The organism is Sanguibacter sp. Leaf3 (genome assembly GCF_001425965.1).
GTDB lineage: Bacteria > Actinomycetota > Actinomycetes > Actinomycetales > Cellulomonadaceae > Sanguibacter > Sanguibacter inulinus.
In genome coordinates this window covers 582,856-598,482 of record NZ_LMRH01000001.1, presented here as the reverse complement: position 1 = coordinate 598,482, position 15,627 = coordinate 582,856, and the positions used below count along the sequence as shown (strand labels likewise).

Here is a 15,627-nt window from a genome sequence, read left to right as displayed (position 1 = left end):
GGGCTCCAGGGGCGGGCACGGTCGAGACCCTGGTCACCCGGCGGTTCTCGACGGGATGGTCAGCGTGCGACGAGGTCGAGCGCGAGGTCGAGGATGGGCGCCGAGTGCGTGAGCCCGCCGACGGACATGTAGTCGACACCCGTGCGAGCGACCTCGGCCGCACGGTCGAGCGTCAGGTTGCCTGTCGCCTCGAGCTCGATCCGGCCTGTCGTCGCCTCGCCCGCCCGGACCGCTGCGACAGTCGCCGCGAGGACGTCGGTGGGCATGTTGTCGAGCAGCAAGAAGGTCGCCCCCGCGGCGACAGCCTCGAGGGCCTGGTCGAGGGTGTCCGCCTCGACCTGGACGAGGACGTCGGGGAAGGCCTCGCGGACCGCCGCGACCGCCGCGGTCACCGAGCCTGCGGCGACGACGTGGTTGTCCTTGACCATCGCGACGTCGTACAGCCCCATGCGCTTGTTGGTCCCGCCACCGGCCCGGACCGCGTACTTCTCGAGCGCGCGCAGGCCCGGGGTCGTCTTGCGGGTGTCGAGGACCGTCGCACCGGTCCCGTCGAGCCTGTCGGCCCACGCCCGGGTCGCGGTCGCGACACCCGAGGCGCGACTCGCGAGGTTGAGCAGCGACCGCTCGGCCATCAGCAGGACCTGGACCGGACCTGTCAGCACAGCGAGCCTGCGCCCTGCCTCGACCCGCGTCCCGTCCTGGACGTCGAGCTCGACGGTGACCTGCCCGAGGCCGAAGCGTGCCGAGACCTGGGCGACGACCTCGTGCACGACGACGAGCCCGGCGACCACACCGGCCTGGCGGGCGACGAGGTGGGCGACAGCACCCGAGGACACCGCGATGGTCGCCTGGCTCGTCACGTCGCGGCCGGGGTCTCCCCCGAGGTCTTCGCTGAGGGTCCGTCGGACGACGTCGACGACCCACGCGTGGTCGAGGCCGGGGACCACCGCAGGTTGCACAGCAGCTGCGGAGGTGGGCACGGCGGCGCTCTCGGCGCCGACGGTGGGCTGGTTCTCGGGGGCTGCTGAAGTCACGCGCCCACGGTAGCCGACGCTGGTCAGCGCACCGGCGTCAGTCGACGAGCAGCGTCCCGTCCTCGGCGAGCGAGGCGACGACGCGGCGCTCCCAGGCCGCGTCGCGCTCGGGGAAGTCGGAGCGGAAGTGACCGCCGCGGCTCTCCTCGCGGCGTGCTGCCGTCGCGGTGAGGACCGTCGACACCTGGTGCACGTTGCTCGTCTCCCACTCGGCGGTCTGCGGCTGCGCGCTGAGGTCCCCGGCCACAGCCTCGGGAAGGTTCGCGTCGGTGCGGACCGAGGCCAGCTTCTCGGCGGCCACGGCGAGGCTCTCCGCCGAGCGGATCACGCCGCTGCCCGTCGAGGTGACCCGCTGGATCCGTGTCCGGCTCGCGGCCATGACGAGGCCCGTGGGCCCTGGGCGCGGGACCGGATCGAGCAGCGGCAGCTCGCCGGCTGCCATCCTGCTCGCGATGTCCTCGGCGGCGCGGTGCGCGAAGACCAGGCCCTCGAGCAGCGAGTTGGACGCGAGCCTGTTGGCGCCGTGCACGCCAGTGCAGGCGACCTCGCCGACGGCGTACAGGCCACGCACCGCCGAGCGACCGTCGAGGTTCGTGACCACACCCCCCGAGTGGTAGTGCTGGGCGGGCGCGACGGGGACGGGCTCTTCGGTGATGTCGAAGCCCTGCTCGAGCAGACGCTCGGTGATCGTCGGGAACCGGCGCCGCAAGAAGTCCGCACCGAGGTGGCGGGCGTCGAGCAGCACGTGGTCGGAGCCTGTCGCCGCCATCTGCCGGACGATGGCGTGGGCGACGACGTCGCGCGGCGCGAGCTCGGCCATGGGGTGGACCGCGGGCATGAACCTGTGACCGAAGACGTCGACCAGGTACGCCCCCTCGCCGCGCACGGCCTCGGACACGAGCGTCAGCTGCCCCTTGGCGCCCGAGCCCAGCCAGAGCACCGTCGGGTGGAACTGCACGAACTCCATGTCGCCCAGCGTCGCGCCGGCGCGCAGGGCGGCTGCGGTGCCGTCGCCCGTGGCCTGCGGCGGGTTCGTCGAGGCCATGAAGGACTGCCCGATCCCCCCTGTCGCGAGCACGACGGCACGGCTGCGGACGGCGCCGACGCCGTCTCGGCTGCCCGCACCCTTGACGTGCAGGGTGACGCCGCAGACGGAGCGCCGCAGCCCGTCGGGGCTCGTCGGGGTGAGGGGACCTGCGCTCGTCAGGAGGTCGATGACGAGGGCGTGCTCGATCACCTCGATGCCCGGGTCGTTGCGCACGGCCTCGAGCTGGGCCACGAGAGCGCGGGAGATCTCCGCACCCGTCGCGTCTCCGCCCGCGTGCGCGATGCGGTCGGCGTGGTGGCCGCCCTCGCGGGTCAAGGACATCTCGCCGCCACCGTCGGTGTCGAAGAGCGCGCCGAGCGCCACGAGCTCGCGCACGCGCGCCGGACCCTCGGTGACGAGGACCTCGACGGCTGCGGGGTCGCAGACGCCCGCGCCGGCCACCAGGGTGTCCTCGAGGTGTGCCGCCGGCGAGTCTCCCGGTGCGAGGGCCGCAGCGATGCCGCCCTGGGCCCAGACCGTCGAGCCCGACGACAGCGCGTCCTTGGTGACGAGCAGGACGCGCGGGACGCGGGTCCGCAGCTCGAGCGCTGCTGTCAGACCAGCGATGCCCGAGCCGACCACGACGACGTCCGCCTCGGTGGTCCACCCGGGGTCGGGGGCGGCGAGCGTCGTGAGGAGGGTGGTCACCCCTGCGCGCCGTGCGGCTGCTGGAACGGCGCGATCGCGAGCCCGCTCGGCTCGAGGTCGAAGCCTGCCGGGACCAGACCGGGCTCGTCGGAGACCTCGACGATCCGGTTGTCCTCGTCGACGAACACGACGTGCGGGAGGTAGTGCCGGGCCTCGGCGTCGGCGAGCATGCCGTACGCGATGATGATCACGGTGTCGCCGGGGTGCACGTGGTGGGCTGCGGCGCCGTTGATGCAGACCTGGCCGGAGCCCGGCTCGCCGGGGATGACGTAGGTGGTCAGGCGTGAGCCATTGGTGACGTCAACGACGTCGACCTGCTGGCCCGGGTAGAGGTCGGCCGCCTCGAGCAGGAGGTTGTCGATCGTGATCGAGCCGACGTAGTGCAGGTCGGCCTGGGTCACCGTCGCGCGGTGGATCTTGCCGATCATCATCGGACGCTGCAGAGACGTCACGGGGTTCCTCCGGTGGTGCGGTGCTGGGTGGTGGTGCTGGCTGTGGTGGCGGGGCCGTCGGCGCCGGATCGGCCGGTGCCGGTTCGGCCGGTGCCGGCGCTGTCGGAGACCGCGCCGTCGAGCTCGACCGCCATGGTGTCGATGAGCCTCGTGGTGCCCACGCGAGCCGCGACGAGCAGCAGGGCGGGACCTGTGTGGTCCGGGGGCACGTCGTCCACGGTAGCGGGGTCGACGAGCACCAGGTAGTCGACGTCAACGCCCTCGGCAGCCCCGAGCATTCCCCGGGCCGTCTCGAGGACCTCGTCGGCCTGGGCGCCACGGAGCGCGGCGTCGCGGCCTGCGGCGAGCGACGAGGACAGCGCGAGCGCGCGGGACCGCTCCTCGGCCGAGAGGTAGGCGTTGCGCGAGGACAGCGCGAGGCCGTCGTCGTCGCGGACGATCGGCACACCGTGGATCGTCACAGGCACGTCGAGGTCGTGCACGAGCCTGCGGACGGCGAGCAGCTGCTGCGCGTCCTTCTCGCCGAAGACCGCGACATCGGGCGCGGTGAGGTGCAGCAGCTTGAGGACGACTGTCAGCACCCCGTCGAAGTGGCCGGGCCGGGATGCACCCTCGAGGACGGTGCCGATGCGGCCGGCGGTGACGCTGACGATCGGGCGTCCGTCGGGGTACATCTCGTCGAGGGTCGGTGCGAAGACGACGTCGACGCCGACCGAGGCGAGCAGCGCGACGTCTGCGTCGAGGGTCCGGGGATAGCTGTCGAGGTCCTCCCCCGGGCCGAACTGCAGAGGGTTGACGAAGATCGTCACGACCACCTCGTCGGCGAGGCGACGGGCCTCACGGACGAGCTCGAGGTGGCCCGCGTGCAGAGCACCCATCGTCATGACGACGGCGCGGCGGCGCAGCGGGGCGTCGGACGGACGGGCGAGCACCTGCGCGAGGTCCGCGCGGGTGGTGGTCACGACTGGCCTGGGGTGGCCGCTGAGCATCAGTTCTCCTTCTGGGGGGCGTTCAGGACGTCGAGCAGGGACTGCGCCTGCCCGTCCTTGATCCGGCCTGCGGCGAGCGCACGCACGGTGGCTGCCCTGCTGAGGGCGCGATAGCTGTCGACGGTGTCGGTCGCGTCGCGGTGCGCGGCCAGGGACGCGAGCTCGGTGAGGTGCGTCTCGACGGTGCCCGCGTCGCCGCGCACGACGGGTCCGGTGAGGGTCTGCACGGGGTCTCCCACGCCGTCCGCCGCACGCAGCGCGCCGTCGAGCGCGGCGTGCAGCAGCGGCGCGAGCGCGCGGCCCGGGTCGTCGATCCCGGCGACCTGGAGCGCCTGCGCCGCCTGCGCGACGAGCACCACGAGGTGGTTCGCGCCGTGTGCGAGGGCTGCGTGGTAGAGCCCACGGTCTTCTTCGGCGATGACCACAGGCTCACCGCCGATCTCCACGACGAGCGCGAGGCCGATCGGCTGGACGGGCCCCGGCGCCGTCACCGCGAAGGTCGTCCCCTCGAGCCTGCCGAGGTCGAGGGACGTCCCCGTGAAGGTCATCGCGGGGTGGATCGCCACGGGGATCGCGCCCTGGGCCCGGGCCGGCGCGAGCACGTCGGTGCCGTAGCGGCCTGAGGTGTGCACGACGATCTGGCCGGGCTGCCAGACCCCGAGGTCGGCCAGACCCGACACGAGCGGCCCGAGGGCGTCGTCCGGGACCGTGAGCAGCACGAGCTCGGAGCGTTCGACGACGTCACGGACGTCGAGGACCGGGACACCGGGCAGCATGGCCCCGGCTCGCTCGCGGGAGGCCTCGGAGATCGCCGACACACCGACGACGGCGTGGCCGACCGAGCGCAGCGCGTTGCCCAGCACGGCTCCCACCCGGCCTGCGCCGACGATCCCGACACCGAGCCGTCCGGGGCGCCGGGACCCTGTCGTCTCGCTCATCCGGCGGCCTGCATCCATCGCTCCGGTCCGGCCGACGTGCGGGCGGCACGGGCCCGCGACGCCTGGTCGGCGAGCAGGCGCGAGGCCTCGTCGTCGCCGAGGTGGACCACACGCGGACCGATGGGTCCGGGGGTCGAGTGCAGCACGAAGCTGGTCAGGCCGAGGCGACGCTGCAGCGGACCCTGGTCGAGGCCGAGGGACTGCGTGCGCTCGTGCGGGACGACCTCCGCCGTGCGGACGAGACGACCGCGTCGGATCAGGAGCGCGCGACCTGTCACCGCGTAGCCGTTGCGACGCCACGCGAGGGGGTCGAGCCAGCGCGCCCGTCGTGGGCTCGTGACGAAGCCGAGATCGTCCCCGGACCCGCTCAGCAGCGCGTCGAGGACGGCCGTCGGGTCGTCCGCGCCGAGGTCGGGGAGAACCAGCCACAGGGCACGCAGCGCGTCGTCGCGGCTGCCGACGGGCAGGAGGACGGCACCGGCCTGCTCTCCGTCGGTCGACTCCGCGTAGCCGGCCACGTTGACCTCGACACGCCACCAGCCGGCCGCGCGCCACAGCAGCCCCTGCTGGATGCGGATCGCCTGGACCCGCCCCGGAGGGATGGTCTGCGACCTCGTCTCGAGCAGCCCGTGCCGGAGCCGGATCCCGTCGGGCGAGATCGCCCCGGTGAACCCGAAGCCGCCGGAGAATCGCGAGAACACGTAGGCCCCGAGCCCGAAGACGATCGGCAGGACCGTGAACAGCGGGGCCACCTGACGGATGACGATCGCTGTCGTCACGGCGGCCACGACCCCCACGAGCAGGACGATCGTCGCGGCGTTGAGCAGCACGGACCCGACGAGCCGGCCCACGGGGACCTCGAGCACGGCGTTCTCCGGAGCCTCCTCGACGGGGTCTGTGCCGTCGGCGGTCTCGACCCCGGCCGCACGGGCGAGCAGCAGGTTGCGGAGCTGGTTCGCGTCGGCGTCCCGCAAGAACCCGAGACGAGCGCCCGAGTCGCCGCCCCCGGCCACGCTCAGCTTGAGCTCGGCCAGGCCGAAGAAGCGTGCAAGCAGAGGCTTGACGATGTCGACGGCCTGGAGCCTGTCGAGGCGGACCTTGCGCTGCTGCCTGAAGAGGATGCCGGAGTGCACGTAGACGGCGTCGCGGTCGTAGGCGTAGCGCGTCATGCGCCAGGACAACCAGGCCCAGACCCCGCCGACGAGCCCCACACCGAGGATCCCGAGCACGACGAAGCCCCAGTGGTCCGTCGCCAGGCTCATGTCACCCTCGGGCATGCTCTCGATCGACTGCCGCCCGACCATGAACAAGATGACCGCGAGCACGGCCCAGCCGCGCACGAGCGGGGTGACAGGGTGCAGGCGCCGCCACTCGAGCTCGGCCGGCGGGACGGCGTCAGCGCCGGTCTCGACCGCGGGCTCGGTCTCTGGTGTGTCCGGGCGGTCGTCGGCGCTCGGTCCGACGCTGGTCACAGTCCCGCCAGCCGGGCCTCGCCGCGCGACGCCAGGCGGTCACGCAGGCGGGCGGCGTCGGCAGGCTGGAGGCCGTCGATCGTCGCGTCGGTGCCCGGGGACGCTGTGTGCAGCTGGACGGAGGAGATGTCGAGGCGACGGGCGAGCGGACCGGCTGTCACGTCGACGAACTGCATGCGCCCGTACGGGACCACGACGAGGCTGCGGAACATCACGCCCTTGCGGATGAGCAGGTCGTCGTCGCGCTCGGCGTAGCCGATCGCACGGACCTGGCGCGAGACGACGGCGGCCGACCATGCGACGACCACGGCGAGGACCGCGGCCGAGGCCCACAACCACGGGCCCGCCTGGGGCAGCAGGACAGCGAGCACCACGAGGGCGACCAGCGGCAGGCCGAGGAAGATCCCGAGCAGCACGAAGCGCGCCGTCGCGAGCCTGCTCGACACGCGCTGCCACTCGATGCCGTCGGGGTCGAAGGGCGAGACGCCCCGAGGTCCTGTCTGGTCAGTCATGGGCACCATCTTCTCGCATCTGCGTCGGCTCGCCGTCTCCCGGGGGCGGGAGCTCGCAGAACCGTTCGGCGACGAGCCCCGCGACGGCCAGGACGACGGCCGCGACCGCGGCTGCGCCAGCGCTCCAGGCTCGACCCTGCTGAGCCTCGACCTGCAGGTGCGGGAGGGTCAGCAGGGCTTGGCCTGCGTACCAGCCGGCCAGCAGCGCGCCGGTCAGCGACGACGCCTTGGCGAGCGCGGCGGTCCGCGCTGCCCGGATCGGGTCGAGCGAGGGACGTCGCCCGCGCAGGAACGAGCGGACCGCGCTCGCCGCCCACAGCACGAGCGCGGCCACCACCACGAGGACGGGGGCCACCACCCAGAGCACAGGGGCCAGATGGGTGCCGCGTGAGTCGAGGAGGCTGAGCACGCCCCAGGTCACAGCACCCGTGGCCGCGGCGACCAGGGCGAGAGTCGACGACCGGGTGCGCCCCATCAGACCGGGCGGTCCGGCGAGGCCGGGCTGTCGTCGTCCTGCAGCTCGGGGTGCTCGATCACGGGCGGCCCCCCGGGCCAGCCGAAGCCCTCGTCAGAAGTTCCGGCGAGACCATCCGTGGCGTGCTCGTGGTCGGCGCTGGCGGGATCGGGCTCGACGGCACCGGCGGTTGCTGCGGCCTCGGGCTGGTACCCCGTCTGACCGGCGTCCTCGCCGTCGGGCACCTGGTCGACCGCCTGGTCGGTCTCGGGCTGAGGGACCGAGACGACCTGCACGGCGGTCAGCGCCGGGGCGACCGTCGCGGGACGCCGCACCTGGGCTGCCGTGGGGACCTCGGCGTCGTGCAACCAGTCGAGGGCCAGCCAGCGGATCCCTTCGCGGTCGTGGGCCGTGGCGGCGAGGGCAGCGACAGGTCCGCCACCCAGGCCGGGCAGGTGCGCATCGGGCGACAGGTGCGCCCAGGGCGCCAGCACGAAGGCGCGCTCGTTGGCGCGAGGGTGCGGGAGCTCGAGGTCCGGGGCAGACCCGATGACGTCGCCGTACACGACGATGTCGATGTCGAGGGTGCGCGGGCCCCAACGGACGTCACGGACCCGCCCGTTACCGGCCTCGACCGACTGGCAGCCGAGCAGCAGCTCGCGCGGCGAGAGGGTGGTGCGGACGATCACGACGGTGTTGAGGAAGTCGGGCTGCTCGGGTCCACCGACGGCTGCGGTGCGGGCGAGCGGCCCGACCTCGACCACGTCGACCCCGGTGAGGGTCCCGAGCTCGGCGACGGCGCGACGCAGGGTGCCCTGGGCGTCGCCCAGGTTGGCGCCGAGCGCGAGCACGGCGTCGACAGGCTCGTCCGGCCGGGCGTCCATGCGGTCGAGCTGGAGCGGCATCTGGTGCGCGTCCTCGGGCTCGGACAGGTCGCCGAAGGGACCGGCGACAGTCTGGGTCCCGAGGCCGAGGCTCGGGACACCTGCCGGTGCGGAGGTGGCAGCACCGGTCTCGTCCGTCGGCAGGCCCTCGCCCGGGGTCGCCGTGACGACGGGGACCGGCGCCGTCGGGGTCGTCAGCTGGTCTACTGCCGACTCGTGGTCGACGGCGGGAGCCTCGGGCACAGACCCGCTGCCGGTGTGCTCGGGCTCGGACGCCTCAGCCGCGGGAGAGTCGTCAGCAGCGAGGTGACCGTCCTCGCCGTCGACGCTGTCGTCGTCTCCGGCGTCCTCGGTGTGGTCGAGGTGCTCGGTGTGCTCGGTCTGCTCGGTCTGCTCGTCGATGCTCGTCCGGTCCGAGCCGAGATCCTCGGACCAGGCCTCACCGGAGCCGGTCAGGGCCTCGTCGGTGTCGGCAGGGATCCCGTGAGTGTCGAGCGCACCGGTCTGCGCCTCGTCGGTTCTGTGCTCAGGTGTCCACCCGGGCACAGTCTGCTGCTCAGCCTCGGTCGGAACGACCGCGGTCGGCGGGGTGAACGGGGCCAGTGGCGCCAGGGCAAACTCCGGCACGTAGGGTGCGTCGTCCTCCGAGGCAGGAGACGTGACCTGCTCGGCGTGCTCGTCGTCAGGGGCGTAGACGTCACCGTCACCGTCCTGCTCGACGACCGGCGCGCTCACGAGCTTGTCGCGGACCGGGGCCATGACCTGGGTCTCGTCGAGGCGTGCACTGTCTCCGGCCTCGGAGGGCGGGGTATCAGCATCCTCAGGCGCAGAGCCGACGGCCGTCTCCTCAGCCGCCGCACCCGAGTGCGGCGAGCCGTCGAGACCAGCGATGTGGTGAGCAGCGTCGTCGTGCTCAGCCTCGTCGTGCGCTGGCTGCTCGTGCGCAGTCTCGTCGTGCGCTGGCTGCTCGTGCGCAGTCTCGTCGTGCGCTGGCTGCTCGTGCGCTACCTGCTCGTACGCAGCCTCGTGGTGAACAGGCTCGCCGTGGGCGGTCTCGGCTTCTGTATCGTCCTCGTCCGCGGAGACGAGACCCGCAGCGTCGGTCGGAGCGCCGTGCTCGTGGTCAGTCTCGTCGGCTGCGTCGTCGCGGGCGCCGTCCTCGTCGCCCGGTGACGTCGGCACCACCTGGGTCGGCTCCACAGCCGAGCTCTCGTCGCGGCGCGACGCGACTGCGGCTGCATCTGCATCTGCATCTGCATCTGCATCCGGAGCCTGCTCCGAGGCTGCGACCTCCGACGGCGCTGTGGCAGCAGTCGGGTTGAGCAGCTCTTCGAAGCTCAGCGGGGCGCGCTCACGGCTCGCGTTGAGCACCGCGGCGCTCGCCGCGGCGAAGAAGGCGGCACTCGGCTGACGCCCGCCAGGACGCTCGGTCGCTGTGGGCTCCTCACCCGTCGTGCCGACGGTTCGCCCGTCCACGGCGGGTGCATCACCGGCGGCTCGAGCGCTCTCGTCGGTCTCCAGGCCCTCGTGTGCTGGAGGGACCTCGGCCTCGTCCGGTGCAGCGGCCGACGAGGTGACGTCGACCGTCTCGTCCACGGCATCCTGTGCCGGCTCGGCGTCCTGGCCCGTCGACGTCCCGCGGACGTCGTCCTCAGGGTCGACGGCGGGGCTGACGCTCGGCTCAGACCTGTCGTGCACCTCGGTGCGCGGACGCAGACCGAAGACCTCAGGCCTGCGGACCTCCTCCGAGAGGCGTGCCTGCTCGGCGAGGGCTGCCTCGTCGAGGGGCGGGACGGCGGCGACCTCCGGCAGACCAGACGGTGCACCAGCACTCGCGGTGCCTGCAGGCGACGCAGGCGCAGAGTCCTCAGACGTCTCGTCACCCTCGTGGACCAGGTCGGACTCGAGGTGAAGCTCGGACTCGCCGTAGCTCGCGGGGTCGGCCTCGCGGGCGGCGACCGGAGCCGTGAGGACCCCGAGGGGCAGGTCGAGCGTCGGGTTGGCCGACGGCTGCGGCGCCTCGGCCTCGGGTGCGTGGTCGACCTCGTCGACCCGGAGCGCGACGGGCTCGAAGGCCTCGGGGAGATCGGCCGGGGCAGGGACGACGGCCGGCAGCGCCGTGAGCGCGACGGCAGGCTCCTCGACCCCGGCGGGGAGCCCCGGGACGGGCTGCGGCGCATCGCCCTCGACCGGCAGGGCCACGGGCTCAGCGGCGCGGTCTACCAGCGGGATCTCGTCGAGTGCAGGGGCGACCGGCGACGCGACCACGGGCACGTTGAGCCTGTCGCGGTTGATCGTCACGGTCACGTCGGAGAACGGCACGGGGATCGGGGCCTGCGGCTTGTGCACGGTGACGTCGACCGAGGCCACGAGCGGGCGGTCGAGGATCGCTGCGGCGATCTGCTCCGCGACGGTCTCGATGAGGTCGACCGGGGCACCGGAGAGGATGTCGACGACGTCCTGGGCGACGAGCGCGTAGTTCACGGTCTCGTCGAGGTCGTCGTCCCGCGCAGCCGCACGGGTGTCGAGGTAGAGGGTCACGTCGGCGCTGAAGTCCTGGCCCGCCTCGCGCTCGCTCTCGAGCACGCCGTGGAAGCCTCGTGCCGCGATCCCGAGGATCTGGATCTGGTCGAGCGGGAAGCCGCTCGCGTCCAGGACCGATCGTTGCACCAAGGTGCTCATGCGCTCTCCCCGTCCTTCGTCGTCCGTCGTGGTGCTGTCGTGTGGTCGTGCGGCGCCGCGGCGCCCGGAGCCTGGTCTACGGCGCCGCGCTCGTCGTCGAGCACGGTCCCGCCTCCAGGAAGATCTGGCCCGGGTGTCCCCGAGCGGTCCAGTGATCGTCCGGCACCGACCCATGCCTGGGCAACCCGGACGGCGTCTGCTGTGCTCTTCACCTCGTGGACGCGCACGCACCAGGCGCCCGCTGCGGCCGCGAGGGCGCTCACGGCGGCTGTCGCGTGGTCACGCTCGAGCGGAGCGACAGGCTCCCCGTCCGCGCCTGCGAGCAGGTGCCCGAGGAACCTCTTGCGCGAGGCTCCGACGAGCACTGGGAGACCGAGCGACGCGAGCTCGTCGAGCCCGGCGAGCAGCGGCCAGTTGGCCGACCCGGCCTTGGAGAAGCCGAGCCCGGGGTCGACGACGAGCTGCTCGCGGCGCACGCCTGCGGCGACGAGGGCGTCGACCCGCTCGGCGAGCTCGCGGCGGACGTCGAGGACCACGTCGTCGTAGTGCTCGAGGCTGTCCATGACGTCGGCGTGCCCACGCCAGTGCATGACGACGTAGACGACCCCGGTCCGTGCGACGACCTCAGCCATGGCGGGGTCGGCGAGGCCACCCGAGACGTCGTTGACGACGAGCGCACCCGCGGCGACGGCCTGCTCGGCGACGACGGCCCGGGTCGTGTCGACCGAGATGACGGCACCCTCGGCGGCGAGCGCGTGCACCACGGGCAGCACCCGCGCGAGCTCGTCCTCGACGCTCACCCGCGCCGACCCCGGACGCGTCGACTCACCGCCGACGTCGAGGACGTCGGCGCCCTCGGCCAGCAGCTCGCGTCCGTGACGGATCGCTGCCCCGGGCTCGAACCACTCGCCGCCGTCGGAGAACGAGTCAGGGGTCACGTTCACGACACCCATGACGAGGGTCCGGTCACGCCCTCGCAGGGACGCGGGCAGCGGCTCCGGACCCGGTAGGGCCGTGGAGCCGGCGTTCGTCGGCAGAGGCATGGCCTGGGCCGTCAGCGCCCGACGATGAGGCTCATGGCCTCAGCCCGGGTGGCGGCCTCGCGCATCTGGCCACGGACCGCAGAGGTGACGGTCCGCGAGCCAGGCTTGCGCACGCCGCGCATCGACATGCACAGGTGCTCGCACTCGATCACGACGATCACGCCGCGCGGCGCCAGGTGCTCGACGAGCGCGTCGGCGACCTGCGCGGTCAGACGTTCCTGGACCTGCGGGCGCTTGGCGAAGACGTCGACCAGGCGGGCCAGCTTGCTCAGCCCGGTGACCCGACCGTCGACCCCGGGGATGTAGCCGACGTGGGCGACCCCGTGGAAGGGCACCAGGTGGTGCTCGCAGGTGGAGTACACCTCGATGTCGCGCACGAGGATCATCTCTTCGTGGCCGATGTCGAAGACCGCGTTGAGCACGTCGGCCGGGTCCTGCCGGAGCCCTGCGAAGGTCTCGGCGTAGGCCCGGGCGACCCGGGCCGGGGTGTCCAGCAGGCCTTCACGGTCCGGGTCTTCACCGACGGCGATCAGCAGCTCGCGGACCGCCGCGGCGGCGCGCGGGAGGTCGACCTGCCCGTGCTCGGCGTGCACGCCGCTCTCGTCCGTCACGTCGCTCATGCGCCCGTCTCGTCGCTCGCGCCGGGCTTGGCGAGGTCGACAGGTCCGACGGTCCCGCCCGGCGGGACCTCGCCCACGGCCTCGGCCGGGTGCTCGTCGCGGGCTGCGGCGGCCTCGTCCTCGGGGATCACCGGGGCGTCACCCTGGAGGGCCTTCTCGGCCTCGGTGAGGACGGGCCCGCGGTCGGAGACGGCGCGCTGCTCGCTCGAGAGCCACACCTCGCGCGGCTCGCGCTTGACGACGGGCTCGAAGATGGCGGCGAGCTCGGCCTGGTTGAGCGTCTCCTTCTCGAGGAGCTCGAGGACCAGGTGGTCGAGCACGTCGCGGTACTCCACGAGGACGGACCACGCCTCGTCGTGCGCAGCCTCGACCAGGCGACGCACCTCGTGGTCGACGGTCCCGGCGACAGCCTCGGAGTAGTCGCGCTGGTGCCCCATGTCGCGGCCCATGAACGGCTCGCCGGCGCTCTGCCCGAGCTTGATCGCACCGAGGCGCTCGCTCATGCCGAACTCGGTGACCATCTTGCGGGCCGTGGCGCTCGCCTTCTCGATGTCGTTCGACGCCCCCGTGGTCGGGTCGTGGAAGACGAGCTCTTCGGCGACGCGGCCACCCATCGCGTAGGCGAGCTGGTCGAGCAGCTCGTTGCGGGTGGTCGAGTACTTGTCCTCCGACGGCATGACCATCGTGTAGCCGAGGGCGCGGCCGCGCGGCAGGATCGTCACCTTGGTGACGGGGTCCGTGTAGCGCATCGCAGCGGCGACCAGGGCGTGACCACCCTCGTGGTACGCCGTGATCTTCTGCTCCTTGATGTTCATGATGCGGGTGCGCTTCTGCGGTCCCGCGATCACGCGGTCGATCGCCTCGTCGAGGGCGCGGTCGTCGATCAGCTGGGCTCCGCTGCGTGCTGTGAGCAGCGCGGCCTCGTTGAGGACGTTCGCGAGGTCGGCGCCCGAGAACCCGGGGGTCCGACGGGCGACGGCGCGCAGGTCGACGCCCTCGACGATCGGCTTGCCCTTGGCGTGCACGGCGAGGATGTCGGCGCGGCCCTGGAGGTCGGGGGCCTCGACGGCGATCTGCCTGTCGAAACGACCCGGCCGCAGCAGGGCGGGGTCGAGGATGTCCGGGCGGTTGGTCGCGGCGATGAGGATGACGTTCGCCTTGACGTCGAAGCCGTCCATCTCGACGAGGAGCTGGTTGAGCGTCTGCTCGCGCTCGTCGTGGCCGCCGCCCATGCCGGCACCACGGTGCCGGCCGACGGCGTCGATCTCGTCGACGAAGATGATCGCCGGGGCGCTCTCCTTGGCCTGCGCGAACAGGTCGCGGACACGGGAGGCACCGACACCGACGAACATCTCGACGAAGTCCGATCCGGAGATCGAGTAGAACGGGACGCCGGCCTCGCCGGCGACGGCGCGGGCCAGCAGGGTCTTACCGGTCCCGGGAGGGCCGTAGAGCAGCACGCCCTTGGGGATCTTGGCACCGACGGCCTGGAACTTGGCGGGCTCGGAGAGGAACTCCTGGATCTCGCGGAGCTCTTCGACGGCCTCGTCAGCACCGGCCACGTCGGCGAAGGTCACCTGCGGGGTGTCCTTGGTCGCGAGCTTGGCCTTCGACTTGCCGAAGCCCATGACGCGCGAGCCGCCACCCTGCATGCGCGAGAGGATGAAGTAGAAGATCACGCCGATGATGAGGAACGGGATGATGATCGAGAGCATCGACGAGAGGAAGCCGGCTCGGGCCACCTCGGAGTTGTAGCCCTTCTCGGGGTCGGCCTTGACGACAGCGTCGACGACCTGCTCGCCCTGGGGCTCGACGTAGTAGAACTCGACGCTCTTGCCCTTGTCGTCGCCGTCGACCGTGAAGGGCTCGGTCAGCGTCAGCCTGACGCGCTGGTCTCCGTCGACGACGAGGGCCTGCTCGACAGTGTCCCCCGCGAGGAGCGTGAGCCCGTCCGAGGTGTCGATCTTGGAGACCTTCTCACCGAACAGCGTGCTGAGGGCGAAGCCGACGATCACCAGACCGAGGACGATCCACAGGAACGGTCCGCTCACAATGCGTTTCATGTTCATCGACGACGGGGCACGCCCCGCATCCTTCCGCTCGCACACTGGTACGTCGTCGAAAATACACGGCGACCCTGAAGATTGACCCCTCCGACCGGGCCTGTTCGCCCAGGGCAGGACGATCGGGGCCGACCGGAGGGGTCAGGGGTGGTGCCTGCGCTGCTCGGCAGCGCTCGGCTCAGCTCTCGTAGACGTGCGGCGCGAGCGTGCCCACGAAGGGCAGCGTGCGGTACTTCTCGGCGTAGTCGAGGCCGTAGCCGACGACGAACTCGTTGGGGATGTCGAAGCCCACGTAGCGGACGTCGACCTCGACCTTGGCGGCGTCGGGCTTGCGCAGCATCGCGGCGACCTCGACCGACGCAGGCCCCCGGCTGCGCAGGTTGGAGATCAGCCAGGACAGCGTCAGGCCGGAGTCGATGATGTCTTCGACGATGAGGACGTGGCGGCCGGAGAGGTCGGCGTCGAGGTCCTTGAGGATGCGCACGACACCCGAGGACTTGGTGCCGGAGCCGTAGGACGACACGGCCATCCAGTCCATCTCGACACCCTGGTGCTCGATGCGGCGCGAGAGGTCGGCCATCACCATGACGGCGCCCTTGAGGACCCCGACGAGCAGGAGGTCCTTGCCTGCGTAGTCGGCGTCGATGCGCAGCGCGAGCTCGTCGAGCTTCGCAGCGATCTCCTCCTCGCTCAGCAGGATGTGATGGATGTCGCCAGCCTGGGCAGATCCCACGGGGAGGGCTCCTTGA

Annotated in this window: 13 protein-coding genes; all 13 read right to left on the bottom strand. The window is 72.3% G+C overall.

Annotated elements, in window-relative coordinates:
- Positions 1-59: 59 nt before the first annotated feature.
- On the bottom strand, positions 60-959 hold the full coding sequence (gene nadC / locus ASG53_RS02545; protein WP_442983370.1) for a carboxylating nicotinate-nucleotide diphosphorylase: 900 nt from the start codon (positions 957-959) through the stop codon (positions 60-62).
- 112 nt (positions 960-1,071) lie between these two features.
- Positions 1,072-2,769, bottom strand: a complete 1,698-nt coding sequence (locus ASG53_RS02540; protein WP_056128046.1) for an L-aspartate oxidase — start codon at positions 2,767-2,769, stop codon at positions 1,072-1,074.
- Entirely contained in the window at positions 2,766-3,221 is a 456-nt protein-coding gene (gene panD, locus ASG53_RS02535; RefSeq protein ID WP_056128043.1) for an aspartate 1-decarboxylase, read from the bottom strand. The genes ASG53_RS02540 and panD overlap by 4 nt, the downstream gene beginning before the upstream one ends.
- On the bottom strand, positions 3,218-4,210 hold the full coding sequence (panC, locus tag ASG53_RS02530) for a pantoate--beta-alanine ligase (RefSeq protein ID WP_056128040.1): 993 nt from the start codon (positions 4,208-4,210) through the stop codon (positions 3,218-3,220). Before panC ends, panD begins: the two co-directional genes overlap by 4 nt.
- Complete coding sequence (locus ASG53_RS02525; RefSeq protein ID WP_056128038.1) at positions 4,210-5,148, bottom strand: Rossmann-like and DUF2520 domain-containing protein; 939 nt, start codon at positions 5,146-5,148, stop codon at positions 4,210-4,212. Before ASG53_RS02525 ends, panC begins: the two co-directional genes overlap by 1 nt.
- The gene (locus ASG53_RS02520; protein WP_056128035.1) at positions 5,145-6,620 is read right to left on the bottom strand and encodes a PH domain-containing protein; all 1,476 of its coding nucleotides are present in this window, start codon (positions 6,618-6,620) and stop codon (positions 5,145-5,147) included. The genes ASG53_RS02525 and ASG53_RS02520 overlap by 4 nt, the downstream gene beginning before the upstream one ends.
- Complete coding sequence (locus ASG53_RS02515; RefSeq protein ID WP_082543729.1) at positions 6,617-7,141, bottom strand: PH domain-containing protein; 525 nt, start codon at positions 7,139-7,141, stop codon at positions 6,617-6,619. The genes ASG53_RS02520 and ASG53_RS02515 overlap by 4 nt, the downstream gene beginning before the upstream one ends.
- Positions 7,125-7,607 (bottom strand): DUF3180 domain-containing protein, encoded by a 483-nt coding sequence (locus ASG53_RS02510; protein ID WP_056128029.1) that lies wholly within the window; start codon positions 7,605-7,607, stop codon positions 7,125-7,127. The genes ASG53_RS02515 and ASG53_RS02510 overlap by 17 nt, the downstream gene beginning before the upstream one ends.
- Positions 7,607-11,152: a 2-amino-4-hydroxy-6-hydroxymethyldihydropteridine diphosphokinase gene (gene folK, locus ASG53_RS20245; RefSeq protein ID WP_056128025.1), complete on the bottom strand. Its 3,546-nt coding sequence runs from the start codon at positions 11,150-11,152 to the stop codon at positions 7,607-7,609. Before folK ends, ASG53_RS02510 begins: the two co-directional genes overlap by 1 nt.
- Positions 11,149-12,195 (bottom strand): dihydropteroate synthase, encoded by a 1,047-nt coding sequence (gene folP / locus ASG53_RS02500; protein ID WP_056128022.1) that lies wholly within the window; start codon positions 12,193-12,195, stop codon positions 11,149-11,151. The genes folK and folP overlap by 4 nt, the downstream gene beginning before the upstream one ends.
- An 11-nt stretch (positions 12,196-12,206) precedes the next feature.
- Entirely contained in the window at positions 12,207-12,815 is a 609-nt protein-coding gene (gene folE / locus ASG53_RS02495) for a GTP cyclohydrolase I FolE (RefSeq protein ID WP_056128019.1), read from the bottom strand.
- A complete protein-coding gene (ftsH, locus tag ASG53_RS02490; protein WP_056128016.1) occupies positions 12,812-14,884 on the bottom strand; it encodes an ATP-dependent zinc metalloprotease FtsH in 2,073 nt (690 codons plus the stop codon). The genes folE and ftsH overlap by 4 nt, the downstream gene beginning before the upstream one ends.
- A gap of 172 nt (positions 14,885-15,056) precedes the next feature.
- On the bottom strand, positions 15,057-15,611 hold the full coding sequence (gene hpt / locus ASG53_RS02485; protein WP_012868174.1) for a hypoxanthine phosphoribosyltransferase: 555 nt from the start codon (positions 15,609-15,611) through the stop codon (positions 15,057-15,059).
- Positions 15,612-15,627 lie beyond the last annotated feature (16 nt).